Annotated in this window: 14 protein-coding genes; 6 read left to right on the plus strand and 8 right to left on the minus strand. The window is 63.5% G+C overall.

Going from position 1 to position 13,061, the window contains the following annotated elements; translation table 11 throughout:
* Positions 1 to 25: 25 nt before the first annotated feature.
* From D8Y22_RS14010 to D8Y22_RS14020, 3 genes are all read right to left on the minus strand, one after another.
* Positions 26 to 793 carry an amino acid ABC transporter ATP-binding protein gene (locus D8Y22_RS14010; RefSeq protein ID WP_141465324.1) on the minus strand — a complete coding sequence of 256 codons (768 nt, stop codon included), beginning with the start codon at positions 791 to 793 and terminating at the stop codon, positions 26 to 28.
* On the minus strand, positions 790 to 1,506 hold the full coding sequence (locus D8Y22_RS14015; protein ID WP_141465369.1) for an ABC transporter permease: 717 nt from the start codon (positions 1,504 to 1,506) through the stop codon (positions 790 to 792). Before D8Y22_RS14015 ends, D8Y22_RS14010 begins: the two co-directional genes overlap by 4 nt.
* Positions 1,507 to 1,603: 97 nt before the next feature.
* Entirely contained in the window at positions 1,604 to 2,521 is a 918-nt protein-coding gene (locus D8Y22_RS14020; protein WP_141465325.1) for a substrate-binding domain-containing protein, read from the minus strand.
* Positions 2,522 to 2,871: 350 nt separating this feature from the next.
* On the opposite strand from D8Y22_RS14020, the gene D8Y22_RS14025 reads away from it, so the two are divergent.
* The gene (locus D8Y22_RS14025; protein ID WP_141465326.1) at positions 2,872 to 3,804 is read left to right on the plus strand and encodes a sulfide-dependent adenosine diphosphate thiazole synthase; all 933 of its coding nucleotides are present in this window, start codon (positions 2,872 to 2,874) and stop codon (positions 3,802 to 3,804) included.
* A gap of 347 nt (positions 3,805 to 4,151) precedes the next feature.
* Positions 4,152 to 4,928: a DUF7001 family protein gene (locus D8Y22_RS14030; protein WP_141465327.1), complete on the plus strand. Its 777-nt coding sequence runs from the start codon at positions 4,152 to 4,154 to the stop codon at positions 4,926 to 4,928.
* A gap of 218 nt (positions 4,929 to 5,146) precedes the next feature.
* Here D8Y22_RS14030 and D8Y22_RS22430 read toward each other — a convergent pair whose 3' ends face one another.
* A complete protein-coding gene (locus D8Y22_RS22430; RefSeq protein WP_174811858.1) occupies positions 5,147 to 5,485 on the minus strand; it encodes a hypothetical protein in 339 nt (112 codons plus the stop codon).
* A 115-nt stretch (positions 5,486 to 5,600) separates the two neighbouring features.
* Positions 5,601 to 6,902 (minus strand): DNA repair protein NreA, encoded by a 1,302-nt coding sequence (gene nreA, locus D8Y22_RS14040; RefSeq protein ID WP_141465328.1) that lies wholly within the window; start codon positions 6,900 to 6,902, stop codon positions 5,601 to 5,603.
* 132 nt (positions 6,903 to 7,034) lie between these two features.
* On the opposite strand from nreA, the gene D8Y22_RS14045 reads away from it, so the two are divergent.
* On the plus strand, positions 7,035 to 8,882 hold the full coding sequence (locus tag D8Y22_RS14045) for a cation:proton antiporter domain-containing protein (protein WP_141465329.1): 1,848 nt from the start codon (positions 7,035 to 7,037) through the stop codon (positions 8,880 to 8,882).
* 297 nt (positions 8,883 to 9,179) lie between these two features.
* Here the strand turns inward: D8Y22_RS14045 and D8Y22_RS14050 are convergent, their stop codons facing one another.
* Positions 9,180 to 9,437 carry a hypothetical protein gene (locus D8Y22_RS14050; RefSeq protein ID WP_141465330.1) on the minus strand — a complete coding sequence of 86 codons (258 nt, stop codon included), beginning with the start codon at positions 9,435 to 9,437 and terminating at the stop codon, positions 9,180 to 9,182.
* 143 nt (positions 9,438 to 9,580) lie between these two features.
* On the opposite strand from D8Y22_RS14050, the gene D8Y22_RS14055 reads away from it, so the two are divergent.
* From D8Y22_RS14055 to D8Y22_RS14065, 3 genes are all read left to right on the plus strand, one after another.
* Positions 9,581 to 9,760 (plus strand): HVO_2753 family zinc finger protein, encoded by a 180-nt coding sequence (locus D8Y22_RS14055; RefSeq protein WP_141465331.1) that lies wholly within the window; start codon positions 9,581 to 9,583, stop codon positions 9,758 to 9,760.
* A gap of 8 nt (positions 9,761 to 9,768) precedes the next feature.
* Positions 9,769 to 10,035: an elongation factor 1-beta gene (locus tag D8Y22_RS14060; protein ID WP_141465332.1), complete on the plus strand. Its 267-nt coding sequence runs from the start codon at positions 9,769 to 9,771 to the stop codon at positions 10,033 to 10,035.
* A 136-nt stretch (positions 10,036 to 10,171) separates the two neighbouring features.
* The gene (locus D8Y22_RS14065) at positions 10,172 to 11,485 is read left to right on the plus strand and encodes an MFS transporter (protein WP_141465333.1); all 1,314 of its coding nucleotides are present in this window, start codon (positions 10,172 to 10,174) and stop codon (positions 11,483 to 11,485) included.
* 198 nt (positions 11,486 to 11,683) lie between these two features.
* Here D8Y22_RS14065 and D8Y22_RS14070 read toward each other — a convergent pair whose 3' ends face one another.
* Together D8Y22_RS14070 and D8Y22_RS14075 are read right to left on the minus strand one after the other, a co-directional pair.
* Positions 11,684 to 12,121 carry a hypothetical protein gene (locus tag D8Y22_RS14070; RefSeq protein WP_141465334.1) on the minus strand — a complete coding sequence of 146 codons (438 nt, stop codon included), beginning with the start codon at positions 12,119 to 12,121 and terminating at the stop codon, positions 11,684 to 11,686.
* Positions 12,122 to 12,275: 154 nt separating this feature from the next.
* Positions 12,276 to 12,938, minus strand: a complete 663-nt coding sequence (locus D8Y22_RS14075) for an MBL fold metallo-hydrolase (RefSeq protein WP_141465335.1) — start codon at positions 12,936 to 12,938, stop codon at positions 12,276 to 12,278.
* Positions 12,939 to 13,061: the final 123 nt, after the last annotated feature.

Here is a 13,061-nt window from a genome sequence, read left to right on the forward strand (position 1 = left end):
CCCGACGGACCTGCCGCCAGTCGCGTTAGTATATCAGTTCGCCGTCGATAAACTTCCGGGTTCGATCGTCCGACGGCGACTCGAAGATCGGTTCGGTCGGCCCGACCTCGATGATCTCGTTGCCGAGCAACACTGCGACGCGATCCCCGATGCGTTCGGCCTGGTGCATATCGTGGGTCGCGACCACGACGCCGATATCGCGTTCCGTCGCCGCGAGAACGGCATCTTCGATCACTGCCGTGTTTCGCGGATCGAGGTCGGAGGTCGGCTCGTCGAGCAACAACACGTCGGGCTCGTAAGCGAGCGCACGAGCGAACGCGACTCGCTGTGCCTGGCCACCCGACAGCGACGTGGCGTCTCGGTCGGCCCGCTCGTGAAGCCCCACGGTTTCGAGGGCCTCGACGACGTTGCTGTCGCCGTTCCCCCGTCGAGAGAGACTCGAAAGCGCAGTCCGAAGCCGATCGGCCCACGATTGGCGGACGCGCACGCCGTACTCGACGTTCCGGCGAACGCTCGCGTCGAAGAGGCTGGCCTCCTGGAAGACCATTCCGATCCGGCGCCGGTACTCGAGTCGGCGCTGGTCCGACGCCGCCCAGACATCGACGCCGTCGACGGTGATCGTTCCGTCGTCGGGAGCGTCGAACAACGCGAGTAGACGAAGCAGCGTCGACTTGCCGACGCCCGAGGGGCCGATAATCGTGACGACCTCACCGGGCGTCACCGAAAGCGAGACGCCGTCGAAAACGGGGTCGCCGTCGTAGCCGTGACACAGTTCGGTCGCCGAAAGGGTCATCGGTACCGCCCTCCGCCGTTGCCGAGTCGGATCACCAGTGCATTGACGAGCAAGACCAGAACGACGAGAACCGCGCCCAACAACATGGCGGTCTGGAACCGACCCTGTCGGGCCTCGAGCTGGATCGCCGTGGTCAGCGTTCGGGTCTGGGAGATCCCCTCCGGGCCGGTGATGTTCCCGCCGACGATGAGTACGGAGCCGACTTCGCTGATCGCCCGACCGAAGCCGGCCAGCACCGCCGTCGCGATGCCGTACCGGGCCTCCTTGATCGTCACGAGCGCGACGTCGATCCGGGTCCCGCCCATCGCGAACGCGGCGTCGCGGACGTTCTGGTCGACGCTGCTGACCGCCGCGAGCGTTACGCCGGTAATTACCGGTGCGGCGAGAACGAACTGGGACATGATCATCGCCTCGGGCGTGAAGACGAGATCGAACGTGCCGAGCGGTCCCTCGTTCGAGACCGCAAACAGGACGACGAGTCCGACGACGACGCTCGGAAAGCCCATGCCGGTGTTGATGAGCGACGTCACCAACGTCTTGCCGCGAAACTCCTTGAAACCGATCAGTAGCGCGACCGGGATACTACAGAGGGTGCTCAACGTGACGGCGACCAGACTCACGTGTAGCGAGACCCGAATGATGCTCCGAATGTAGTGCCACTCGAACGGAAACTCGAGCGCGAGTGGAAGCAAGGAGCCGGTCACGGCGCCCATCAGTACTGCGTATCCCGCGGTCAGTGCGTGTCCGATCATCAGTGTGCTCCTATCATCACGAGTATATCATCGTCAGCGAATGTCAGTCGGTACCGTTCTACCCGTCCCACTCTTCGGGCACGTACTGCTGGAACTGCGGTTCCTCCGCCAGCGCCTCCGAGAAGAACAGCTGTTCGCCGTCGACGGTGTAGCTTTCGATGATCTCCTGGCCCTCGGGACTCGTGATGTAGCCGATGTAGGCCATCGCCAGATCGTAGTTCACGGTGTCGTGGACGGCGGGGTTGACGGCGACGATCCCGTACGGGTTCGCGAGCAGTTCGGGGCCGCCCTCGACCGGACCCTCAACGTGAATCTCGAGATCGATTTCGTCCTGCATCGAGAGGTACGTCCCGCGGTCGGACAGCGTGTAGCCGCCCTGCTGGTCGGTCTGGACGAGCACCTCGCCCATCCCCTGTCCGGCTTCCATGTACCAGCTGCCGAACTCGTCGGACCCAATTCCGGCCCCCTCCCACATCTCGAGTTCTTTCGTGTGTGTCCCCGAGTTGTCGCCCCGAGAGACGAACGTCGATTCCGTTTCAGCGATCGCCGTGACCGCGGCGGGTACGTCCTCGCCGCCGCCGATGGACGACGGGTCGTCGGAATCACCGACGACGACGAAGTCGTTGAACATGAGGTCGCGACGGTTGATTCCGTATCCGTCCGCCATGAACTCGTCCTCGAGGGATCGAGCGTGGACCATCACGACATCCGAATCCCCGCTTCTCGCGGTCTCGAGGGCAGCGCCGGTTCCCTGGGCGACGGTGTCGACGCTGACGCCATATCGGTCCTGAAACGGCGCGTTGAGTTCGTCGAGCAGGTCCGTATCGTAGGTGCTGGTCGTCGTGGTCAGCGTCAGCGTTTCACCACTGACCCCCGGTCGTGACTCGTCGTCATCACCCGTCGCCGCGCAGCCGGCGAGGCCGGCCGCCACGACGCTGGCGGCCGAAGCCAGGAACTGGCGCCGTTGTATCGCCATGGATACCACGTCCGCCCCGGACCCAAAATAACTTTTGATCGAGCCGTAACTGCCTTCGGTTTCATCAAGAAAGGATTTCGGCCCGTCTCGCCGGTAGGCGCCGAGTCACCAGTGTGGTTCTCAATAGATGTTGGTCTGCAACAACGCACGAGGGGAGCGGGAAACTATCGCGGACTATCTTTCACTCTGATGTAACTGGAATACGTTACAACATACGGGCGAACCGAATCGGGTAGTCATCCAGCCTCGGCCGACCTCGAGTACCGGTGGTTCGCTTTCGTTCGATAGATGATAGGTGAGCGTTTCGGTCGCGACAGGTTTTTCACCACCCATCGATACCACCTAGTTGTATGAGCGACTTCGACCAGTTCAGCGACGTTGGTGAAGCGGACGTAACCCGTGCGATCGGCCAGGAGTGGACCGAGGAGTTCATGGATTTCTCGGATAGCGACGTGATCATCGTCGGCGGCGGCCCCTCCGGACTGACGGCGGCGAAAGAACTCTCCGAGCGCGGTGTGAAGACGATGGTCGTCGAGAAGAACAACTACCTCGGCGGCGGCTTCTGGCTCGGCGGCTTCCTGATGAACAAGGTCACGGTCCGTGATCCGGCCCAGCAGATCCTCGACGAACTCGAGGTTTCCCACAAGGAGTCTCAGGATAGCGAGGATCTCTATGTTGCGAACGGTCCGGAGGCTTGTTCCGGGCTGATCAAGGCGGCCTGTGATGCGGGTGCGAAGATGCAGAACATGACCGAGTTCACGGACATCGTCATCCGCGAAAATCACCGCGTCGGCGGTATCGTCATGAACTGGACACCAGTCCACGCCCTGCCCCGGGAGATCACGTGCGTCGACCCGATTGCCGTCGAAGCCGACCTCGTCATCGACGCGACGGGTCACGACGCGATGGCCGTCAAGAAACTCGACGAGCGTGGCGTGTTGGATGCCCCCGGCATCGGCGACGCCGAAGCCAACGCAACGGGGATGGACCAGACCGGCGACGACAGCTACGGCGCGCCCGGCCACGACTCGCCTGGCCACGACTCGATGTGGGTCGGCAAGTCCGAGGACGCCGTCGTCGAACACACTGGTCTCGTCCACGACGGGCTGATCGCTACCGGCATGGCCACGGCGACGACTTACGGGCTTCCGCGGATGGGTCCGACGTTCGGCGCCATGCTCGTCTCGGGCAAACGCGCCGCACAGGTTGCCCTCGACGAACTCGAGGTCGACGCCGACCCCGTCGACATCACCTCGCGAGCCGCCACGCCGGCCGACGACTGATACGGGTTGCTGTACCGATGTCCCGGCGGTGAGTCGAACGGTGTGCGACGAGCCTCGGTCGAGGAGCGATGCGAGTCGACCGGCCCAGCCGCGACTCGGGCGGCGAGTGCGCCGGCAATGGCGTACAGCGCTCCGTACGAGCGGATTCCGTAGCCACAGCGACGCGCTGTTCGAATTGACGGACGACGAACCCCGTTTCCTCACCGCTACCTGGACCTAATACTGTCGAGCAGCGAGCAATAGTATACATTCGACGAACGAAAGTGGCGAATACACACGGGAGTGCCGACGGAATACGTAACAGGCTAACCGTAAGTGTTTCACCGAGTGGTACGACTAGGTAATACATGGTCGATCGAGTTATGTGCTACCGCTCTCCGACGACCGTCGCTGACGTCGACGAAATCGCCGACTGGCTCGAGGCACGCGTCGACGCGGACGTGACGGTTCGAGATCGGTTCCTCGAGGAACATCGGACCGACGGTCTGGCCGACCGGTTTGCCGCGGCCCGTGTCACGTCGCCGTACGACCGCGACACCGGTAACACGATGTTGGGAACGATCCGCTACGAGGAACGTGCCCTCGAGAATCCCGATCGAGAGGGCGGGGTCCTCTACGATGGCGTCCAGATGCAGCGCGCGCTCAACGCCGCGCTCCCGGCCGCCGAGCGCGGCCTCGAGACGCTCCACCTTCCGATCATAGACCGCGCGATCGGCACCTGGGGCGACCACGACGGCCGCTGGCACAAGCGCGTGACCGTCCTCGGCCAACCCGCGTTGCTCTCGGTGCCCGGCCTGTACGAAGCCCCAGCCAAGCCCGAATCCTATTACAAGGAAAAGCAACGCCACGCCCTCTTGTCCGGAGATACGCCGCCTCGAGAAGTCCTCGAGAATCAGGTCGAGGGTGAGTTCCTGATCGCGGACGATCCGCGGACGACCGCTGCCCTGAAAGGGTACGCCTTGCAAGCCTATCACTACCTCGAGACGGGCGAGGCGTTCTGCGAGCGGGATGGATGTCGCCTCTTCAACGCACACTACCACGAAGATCTCGTCGAGGCGCAACTGCGAGAGCCGTCCTTTTGTTCCCGTCACGGTCGCCAATACGGTCTCGAGAACGAGGTTTAGCCGTGTAGCGAGTGTCAGCGCGCTTTTCCGACCCGTACGTTCGTCCCGTCCGTCTCGTACGGACCGCTGTACGTCGGTACCGGCGCAACCGCGAGTCGTCCTGCGGTTGCTCCCGGAAACGTTACAGCAGCTCGTATCATACGGTTTACTGTAAGTCGTTACCGCCGAAACCGCAGACGGGTCGCGGTTTCGCCGGTAAATCGTTACAGCAATCCGTATCAGTCCTCGTCGTCAGTGTCTTCGAAGACAGAGTACTCTCCCGGATCCGTTTGTTCGTCGTCACGGTCCTCGAAAACCGAGTACTCGTTTTTGTCGCCCGGTTTTTCCTCGGTCGCCTCGATATCGCCAGTCGTGTCGTCCATCTCGACGGACCCGCGTCGTCTTTCGTCTCCCTCGAGCGCTTCGTCTTCGAGCTCCTCGAGGTATCGTTCGGCGTCGTAACGAACGTATCCCGTATAGAGCAACAGGAGCGCGAACAGGATGGCTGGCACGCCAAAGAGCAAAAAGAGGACGGCGACGATGGTGAGGGGGTCGCTGGGAAGCGCAGCCGGATGCATTATCGCAGGGTCGGTGGTCCGCGGAGAAAGAGCTTTTCCTCGAGCGTAGACTCGTGTGTCTCGAGGCCTGTCGAATACATTCGGCCGTCGAGTTCACGAGACGATCGGCGATCGCTCAGGGCGGCTGCGAGAACGCGTCGAGGCTGGACTGCAAACCGGCGGCGAGTTCTGACTTGCGCTGGAGTCGCTGGTAGCCGACCGGCAACTGGGTCGCGACCTGCGAGACGGCGTCGTGAAACGTTTCAGCCTCGCCGTACTCGCCGTCGAAGGCGTTGCGAACGCTCTCGCGAACCTGCCAGACGCCGACGGGCGCCCAGTAGTCGTCGCTCACTTCCCGGAGCACCAGACACTTCGCCTGCCGACCGATCGACTCGAGGTGCTCGAGGACGGCCAGTCTGGCCGCATAATACGCGCCGGCGGTCTCCTCGACGTAACTCGAGCGCCCCTCGTAGCCTTCGCTGGCGCTCTGGAGCCAGATGTCGTCCTCCGGGTTGGGGTTCCAGATGCTCCCCGGCGCCTTCATCTCGACGAGTTCGAACTCCCAGCTACCGGGCGCGAGGACGATCCAGTACCGGTTGCCCATGTACTCGTTGGCCCAGACCTGTACTTCGTCGATGCCTCGCTCGTTGCGGATGCGCCCGCGGAGAAACTGTCCGACCGTGTCGTCGACCGCGGTGATCGACCACCGCGTTGGGACGAGTCGGCGCTGGTCGGTCTCGCCGAGCGCGCCAGCCGAGAGGATCGAGTTGATGTCGTAGACGTCGAACCCACGCCGATAGAGGTAGGTCATCGCCCCCTGAGCCTGCCAGTCGTCGTCCTCCAGGGTCTTTTTGACGGGTTTTGGCACGGAGGGGTTCTCCCGCAACTCGGCGTTGCGAGCGTTCGCCCGCGGCCCACGCGGTGTCGCGACATCCGTGCCTGCATCCAGTCCGAGGTCGGGGGTGTCGTCGAGTCCGATCTCGAGGTCGACCGGGCGGTCGGCGATGGCGACCTCGCGCTGGACGCCGACGAAGCCGTCCCACGTGTCGTGAACCGACGGCGTGAGGCGACTCGCGATCGAGGGTGAATCGACGTTTGCGCGCTTGCTCGAGTTCAACAGCCCGGTACGGCGCTGGAGGACGTCGTCGATGCCGTACCCCTGCTGGTACCAGGCGCCGTCGGTGACGTACTCGTCGGCGGCGTCTTCGTCGCCGACCGGCGAGAGCAGCCCGATGGGAATGTCGGGGTAGTTCGATCGGCCGACGAAGATCGACGGCGACGTCGAGCCGACGAGGGTATCGCCGGACAACGCGTCGTCGAAGCGCTGCTCGAACTCCTCGAGGTGGTCCGTGATCGCGTAGGACTTCTCCTTGGCGAGACGGCGTCGCTTCGCCTCCTCGTCGGGCTCTAGGTCCTCGATGTAGTCGTCGAGGCGCATTCATCGAACGTAGGGAGCGGGCTGGTTTGAATGTTGAGTTCCCACGCGAACATCGAGGGTTTCGGGGATCGGTGTCGCCGATCGAAATCGGGGAAAGATTGTTGAGGAGAAACGAGGTAGCAGCACAGAGACGTGGACATTCTGCCCGTCGTTATCGGCGTCGTGGCACTCGGCGTCGGCATTCAGGTGCTGGCCAAGCGGGTGCGAGTGCCGAGCGTTCTCTTTCTGATCGTCGTCGGCGTCGTCGTCGGTCCGGAAGGACTCGGCTTCGTTACGATCGAGACCTTCGGCGACGGACTCTCGACCGTCGTCGGCATCAGCGTCGCGATCATCATCTTTGACGGCGCATTTCACCTTCGCCGGGAGAAACTCGAGGCCGCACCGCGATCGGTTCGCCGACTGACAACGATTGGTGCGATACTCGCCTTTCTCGGGACAACGGCCGCGGTCCGGCTGTTTCTGGATACCGACTGGGACGTCGCCGCCCTGATCGGTGCACTACTGATCGCGACCGGACCGACCGTCGTCACCCCGATTCTCGAGGTGGTGACGGTTCGTGACCACGTCGAGACGGCGCTCGAGGCCGAGGGGATTATCAACGATGTGACCGCAGCGATCCTCGCGATCGTCATCTTCGAGGCCGTCGTCGTCGGAGACGCTCCCGAACTGGTGCTGGTCGGCTTCCTGCAGCGATTGGTCGCCGGCATCGGCATCGGCATCGTCGTCGCGGCCGGCGTCTGGTACCTCCTCGTCGAGGTCCGTCCGCCGGCCGGCGACGCGCCGCAGGTGGCGCGGCTGGTGACGCTCACCGGCGCGCTCGTCTCGTTCGGGCTCGCGGAGTCCGCCTTTCCCGAAACGGGCGTCGCCGCGGCTGCAGTGTGTGGGCTGGTTCTCGGCAATCTCGAGTTGCCACACCGCGCGGAGATCCTGGCGTTCAATCGCGATCTCACCCTCGTCGTCCTCTCGTTCGTGTTTATCTCGCTGGCGGCGCTGATCGACTTCGACTCGTTGCTCGGGTTGGGAACGGGCGGCATCGCCGTCGTCGTCGCGGTTACGCTGTTCGTCCGTCCGATTCTCGTCGCGCTCTCGGCGGTCGACCGGCAGTTCAGCCGCGAGGAACGACTCTTTCTTTCGTTCGTCGGTCCCCGCGGGATCATTCCCGCCTCGGTGGCGACCCTGTTTGCGATCGAACTGGAGGCGGCGGGCCAGTTCGAAGCCGCCCAGACGCTCGCCGGGACCGTCTTTCTCGTCATCTTTCTCACTGTCGTGATTCAGGCGGGCCTTGCCCGTCAGATCGCAGAATACCTCGAGGTAATTCCGATGCCAGCTATCATCATCGGCGGCGGCCGGGTCGGCCGGGCGCTCGTCACTCGACTGGAGAACCGTGGCGAAAACGTCGTTATCGTCGACGAAGACGCCGAGACCGTCCAGGCGCTTCGTCGGGACGGCTACACGGCCGTCGCGGGCGACGGAACGAACACCGAGACCCTTCGCGAGGCGGGTATCGAACGAGCCAAGCTCGTCGTCGCGACGACGGCCGACGACGACACGAACCTGCTCGTCTCGCAGCTAAGTCGAACCAAATTCAGCGTCGAGACGGTCGTCGCTCGGGTCAACGAACCGGAGAACGTCGACGCGTTCGAGACGCTCGGCGTCCGTGCGATTGACGTCGCGAGCGCGACCGCGTGGTCGCTCGACAACGAGATCGAACGTCCCGCGCTCGCCCACTGGATGACCGAACTCGGCGAGGGCCACGACGCCCAGGAGATCGTCGTGACCGCGACGGATCTGGGTGGATCGACCATCGCCGAGTTGGATGCGGACATCCCCGATGGCGTGATCGTCGCTGTACTCGCTCGCGACGGCGAAACCTACGTGCCGGACGCCGACACGGTCCTCGAGGAGGGTGATCGGGTGACGTTTCTCGGCCGTGAAGACGCCGTTGCCGAGGCCGTTCGTCGATTCCATCCGCACGAGTAGAGCGGGACCCGACGGCGGAGTAGACGGCAACCACGCGCGTCGCTCGGCCAGGTCGGTCGGGAGCCACGAGAAGTGTCAGAGGCACGGCCCTCGGCGGTCGGGCACGAACGCCGTTGGCAGGCCGCACTCGAACCGACGACCTGGGGGGTAAAAGACCCGGAAGTGGATTTTCTGACCCAGAAAATGCGCTGATATAACCGACGAATCGGCGTCTCGTCAGGATACCGGGGTGTGTCGGGTGACAGAAAGTACGAGAGCGAGGTCGGCTGGCGGCGTCACTCGAGGTCGGCTTCGCGGTCAGGCGTCGCTACTGAGGTCTGCGTCGACGCGAACTTCCGAATCGGTGATCGTCTGGATGTTTTCGGCGGGGATCTCGAGGTCGTCTTCGCCGGCGTCGCCGCGGCCGAGACTCTGGATCCATGCGTTCGTGAGGGTGGGTTCGGGGTCGACGTAGGCGACCTGCTCGATGGGGTCGATCTCGGTGACGATCCCGATCTGTTCGCCCCTGACATCCATCAGGAACTTCCCTTCGTCTTCGGTCGAGAGGACGGACATAGTACTCGAGTGAGGCTCGCCCGTCGATAAGTACTTGTTGGTATTTGAATACGAACGCCGTCGCACGCAGACGGTCTAGCGCTTGGTTGCCGTGGAACCATCAAAAGACAACGGTTAAAAACGGCGGGCGGGAAGGGATGGATATGAGTACGACGGACGACCGAAACACGCGATCCTGCGTCTCCTGTGGGATCAACATCGCCGGCACGAACGCCGCCGCGTTCAAATGTCCAGACTGCGGCGCACAGATCTACCGCTGTGCCAAATGCCGCAAGCAGAGCAACCTCTACGAGTGTCCCGACTGCGGATTTACCGGCCCCTAACTACTACCATGGGAAAAGTCGCTGCAAAAATCAAGGTCATGCCGGACAGCCCCGAAATCGACCTCGACGCGCTCCAGGAGCGCCTCGAGAGTGCGCTCCCGGAGGGCGCAAAGATCAACGGCGTCGAACGTGAAGAGGTCGCGTTCGGCCTCACCGCGCTCTACCCGACCGTGATCGTTCCCGACGGCTCCGGCGGTACGGAAACCGTCGAGGAGAACTTCTCCGATGTCGATGGCGTCGAGAGCGTCGGCGTCGAAAACGTCGGCCGTATCTAACGGCTCGCTCGTTCTCTCGAGCGGTCATCCAACCGCGTGACGGCACCGACTACCAGCGGTTGTGTTGGCAGTCTCGGCTGTCCAGCGAGAGCCGTAGACACAACGCTTACGACCACACCCCGGAAATGATCTCAGCGTGAACGTTCTGTCGGATTCGACTACACGGCGGTGGCTCGCGTGGGCTGCGCTGGCGACCGTCTTCTTGTTGGTCAACCTGCATCGACTGTCGACGGCCGTCCTTTCGGAGGACCTCACGACGGGATTCCAGACGACTGCCGCACAGCTCGGGACGCTCCACGCCTCGTTTTTCCTGATTTACGCAGCGATCCAGATCCCGACCGGCGTGCTCGCCGACCGGTTCGGTCCCCGATACGTCGGTTCGATCGGCGGCGTGCTCCTCAGTCTCGGTGCGATCGGTTTTGCGCTCAGCAGCAGTTATCTCGCGGCGTTTGGCTCACGCGCGCTCATCGGCCTCGGCAGCGGCGTCATCTTCGTCTCGATCCTCCGGTTCTGTGCCAACTGGTTTCGGACCGACGAGTTCGCCACGATGACCGGATTGACCGGCAGCATCGCCGGACTCGGCGCGATCCTCGCAACGACGCCACTGGCTGTGACGGTCAATCTATTCGGCTGGCGTGAGACAATCGCTAGCCTTGGCATCCTCGGGTTCGTCGCGGCCGCTGCTGTCTTCGTCCTCGCTCGACAGTCACCCTCGAGTGCCGGCCTCGAGCCGATCGAGGGCGTGCCCGAACAACCGACCGTCACGCTCGCAGAGACGTGGCAATATCTTCGAACGCTCGCTCGAGACCTCGATCAGTGGTTGCTGTCGATGGTCTTTTTCGCCGGCAACGGGACGATCCTGACGTTGCTTGGTCTCTGGGGTGTGCCGTACCTCGTTGTCGTCTACGAGATGGACGTGACGACGGCCTCGTACTTCACGCTGCTTGGGTCGATCGGAACGCTGCTGGGGCCGCCGCTTCTGGGCTGGTTTTCCGACAGGATCGCGCGCAGACTCCTCCCGATGACTGTCGGTATCGGGATATTCTGTCTCGCACTCAGTACGATCCCCGTCTTCGGTCGACCACCGGTGGCGGTTATCGCGGTCGCGTACCTGTGCTGTGGCTTTCTGTTCGGATCGGCGATGTTGGCGCTCTCGGTCGTCAAAGAGCGGTATCCGGCCGGGGCAAGCGGCGTCGCGACGGCGACGGTCAACACCGCCGGCTTCGTGGGTGCGACGATCCTGCCGACGATCATGGGCGTCACGCTCGATACGTACCAGACGGGCGAGACCGTCGAAGGAACCGTCGCCTACACGCAGTTTGGCTACCGGCTCGCGTTTGGCCTCCTCTCGATCGTCCTTCTTCTCGGTTTCCTCGCTGGACTCTGGCTGCTCGTTCGCAACCGAGATGTCCAATCGCAGTCGAGAGTGGGCACCGGCTCGAGTTCGTGACCCGTTGTACGGACTGGGGTCGCTCTTGGCCGGCGATCACCGCAGCCAGTCGATCGGGTGCGGCGATCACCGGAAAAACGCTATGCTAACCAGTATCACCGCGGCTACTGGATTGGGGCGGTTGTCGATACGAGTGTGTGGCAGTGACGGGCGTTCGATTCCTGGGGTCGCCAGCCGTTCGTCGAGGGGGTAGCCTCGCTACGTTTGCTTGTTGATGTCCGCGCCGAGGTCCGCGTTGGAGATAATCTGTGCGCTTGGCTCCGAGAGATCGACGGTCACGTCGCCGGGGACGGCTTTGTTGATCTCGTCGATATTGCCAGCAAGTACCGTCACGATGTCGTCGAGATTCGCGTACAGCAACATGTTGCCGTCCTGGCCCTCCGCGACGAGTTGTGTGTCGTTGAGGACGATCTGATCGTTCTGGATCGTCGCCGCCACGACCGGCAACGCCGCTGGCTTCCCCTGCTCATCGTCGCGAACCCGACGAATGTGGACCTCCTCGAGGTCGAGGACATCCTTGTGCGCGTTGATCTGCTCGGCACACGCGACCATATCCTGCAACAGCGCCGACTTCTGCTCGGACGCGCCGTGGTCGCCCTCGAGACAGTGCTGACAGACGCGAAGTTCGAGTCGCATTAGGCACCCGTTGGGACTCGAGCCCGATGACAATTCCGCTTCGAAGCCCCCGACTGATACGGTCTGCTGTAACTGTGTACCGGTGCAACCACAGTCCGTTCGCGGTTGCTGGGGCGATGACTTACAGCAGACCGTACGATTCCTCGAGACGCCGTCAACCACCGATCTCACGAATCGTCTCGGAACCGCGGTCGACGTAGCCGCCGTGGAAACAGACGACGTGGTCGATCTCGAGGGCGGCGAGTCGATCGACGGACTCGAGCGCCTGGTCCATCTCGGGAGTGAACTCGGGTTTCGGCCCCGAGAGCGGCTCGTCGCCGTCGGCCACGAGCGCGTCGCCGGCGATCAGCAGGTTGCCCGCAGGGACGGACAGCGAGACGTGGCCGGGCGTGTGACCTGGTGTTTCGACGACCTCGAGCGGGCCGGCCGCCGTCGCCACGCGAGCGCCATCAGTGAGCTCGAGGTCGACGGCGACCGTGTCGTACTGGCCGCCCTTGAGCGGCTCGCGCTCGCCGGTGATGTAGGGGGCTTCCTCGGGATGGGCCGCGACGATGGCGTCGGTGTGGGCGAGCAATTCGGCGAGTCCGCCCACGTGGTCGCCGTCGTGGTGGGTACATAGCACCAACCAGATATCGGCGAGGTCGTAGCCGAGGCCCCGGACGTGTGTTCGGAGTGAGTCGACGATCCCAGCCGGACCCACGTCGATCAACACGAGTCCGCCACCCGTCTCGACGACCGTGGGGGTGATCGTGATCTCGCGGCCGCCGTAGTCGATCGTCATCGGTAGCGTGTGCACGCCAGCGTCGTCATCCGACATAGCGCTTCGTTCGGGCGGGACGAAGAAAGGTTTGGCTGGTCGCTCCGACCGACAGCATCGATCACCGTCGACGCCACGTGGGTTGGGGTAATCGTGATCTCGCGGCCGCCGTAGTCGATCGTC

The sequence above is a fragment of the Salinadaptatus halalkaliphilus genome (genome assembly GCF_006543045.1).
GTDB lineage: Archaea > Halobacteriota > Halobacteria > Halobacteriales > Natrialbaceae > Salinadaptatus > Salinadaptatus halalkaliphilus.

Excerpts from the sequence above, each read along its gene's own strand:
- D8Y22_RS14075 (WP_141465335.1), bottom strand. The coding sequence starts at position 12,938 with ATGTCGGATGACGACGCTGGCGTGCACACGCTACCGATGACGATCGAC.
- D8Y22_RS14020 (WP_141465325.1), bottom strand. The coding sequence starts at position 2,521 with ATGGCGATACAACGGCGCCAGTTCCTGGCTTCGGCCGCCAGCGTCGTG.
- D8Y22_RS14060 (WP_141465332.1), top strand. The coding sequence starts at position 9,769 with ATGGGAAAAGTCGCTGCAAAAATCAAGGTCATGCCGGACAGCCCCGAA.
- D8Y22_RS14070 (WP_141465334.1), bottom strand. The coding sequence starts at position 12,121 with ATGCGACTCGAACTTCGCGTCTGTCAGCACTGTCTCGAGGGCGACCAC.
- D8Y22_RS14010 (WP_141465324.1), bottom strand. The coding sequence starts at position 793 with ATGACCCTTTCGGCGACCGAACTGTGTCACGGCTACGACGGCGACCCC.
- D8Y22_RS14030 (WP_141465327.1), top strand. The coding sequence starts at position 4,152 with ATGGTCGATCGAGTTATGTGCTACCGCTCTCCGACGACCGTCGCTGAC.
- D8Y22_RS14050 (WP_141465330.1), bottom strand. The coding sequence starts at position 9,437 with ATGTCCGTCCTCTCGACCGAAGACGAAGGGAAGTTCCTGATGGATGTC.
- D8Y22_RS22430 (WP_174811858.1), bottom strand. The coding sequence starts at position 5,485 with ATGCATCCGGCTGCGCTTCCCAGCGACCCCCTCACCATCGTCGCCGTC.
- nreA (WP_141465328.1), bottom strand. The coding sequence starts at position 6,902 with ATGCGCCTCGACGACTACATCGAGGACCTAGAGCCCGACGAGGAGGCG.
- D8Y22_RS14025 (WP_141465326.1), top strand. The coding sequence starts at position 2,872 with ATGAGCGACTTCGACCAGTTCAGCGACGTTGGTGAAGCGGACGTAACC.
- D8Y22_RS14055 (WP_141465331.1), top strand. The coding sequence starts at position 9,581 with ATGAGTACGACGGACGACCGAAACACGCGATCCTGCGTCTCCTGTGGG.
- D8Y22_RS14015 (WP_141465369.1), bottom strand. The coding sequence starts at position 1,506 with ATGGGCGCCGTGACCGGCTCCTTGCTTCCACTCGCGCTCGAGTTTCCG.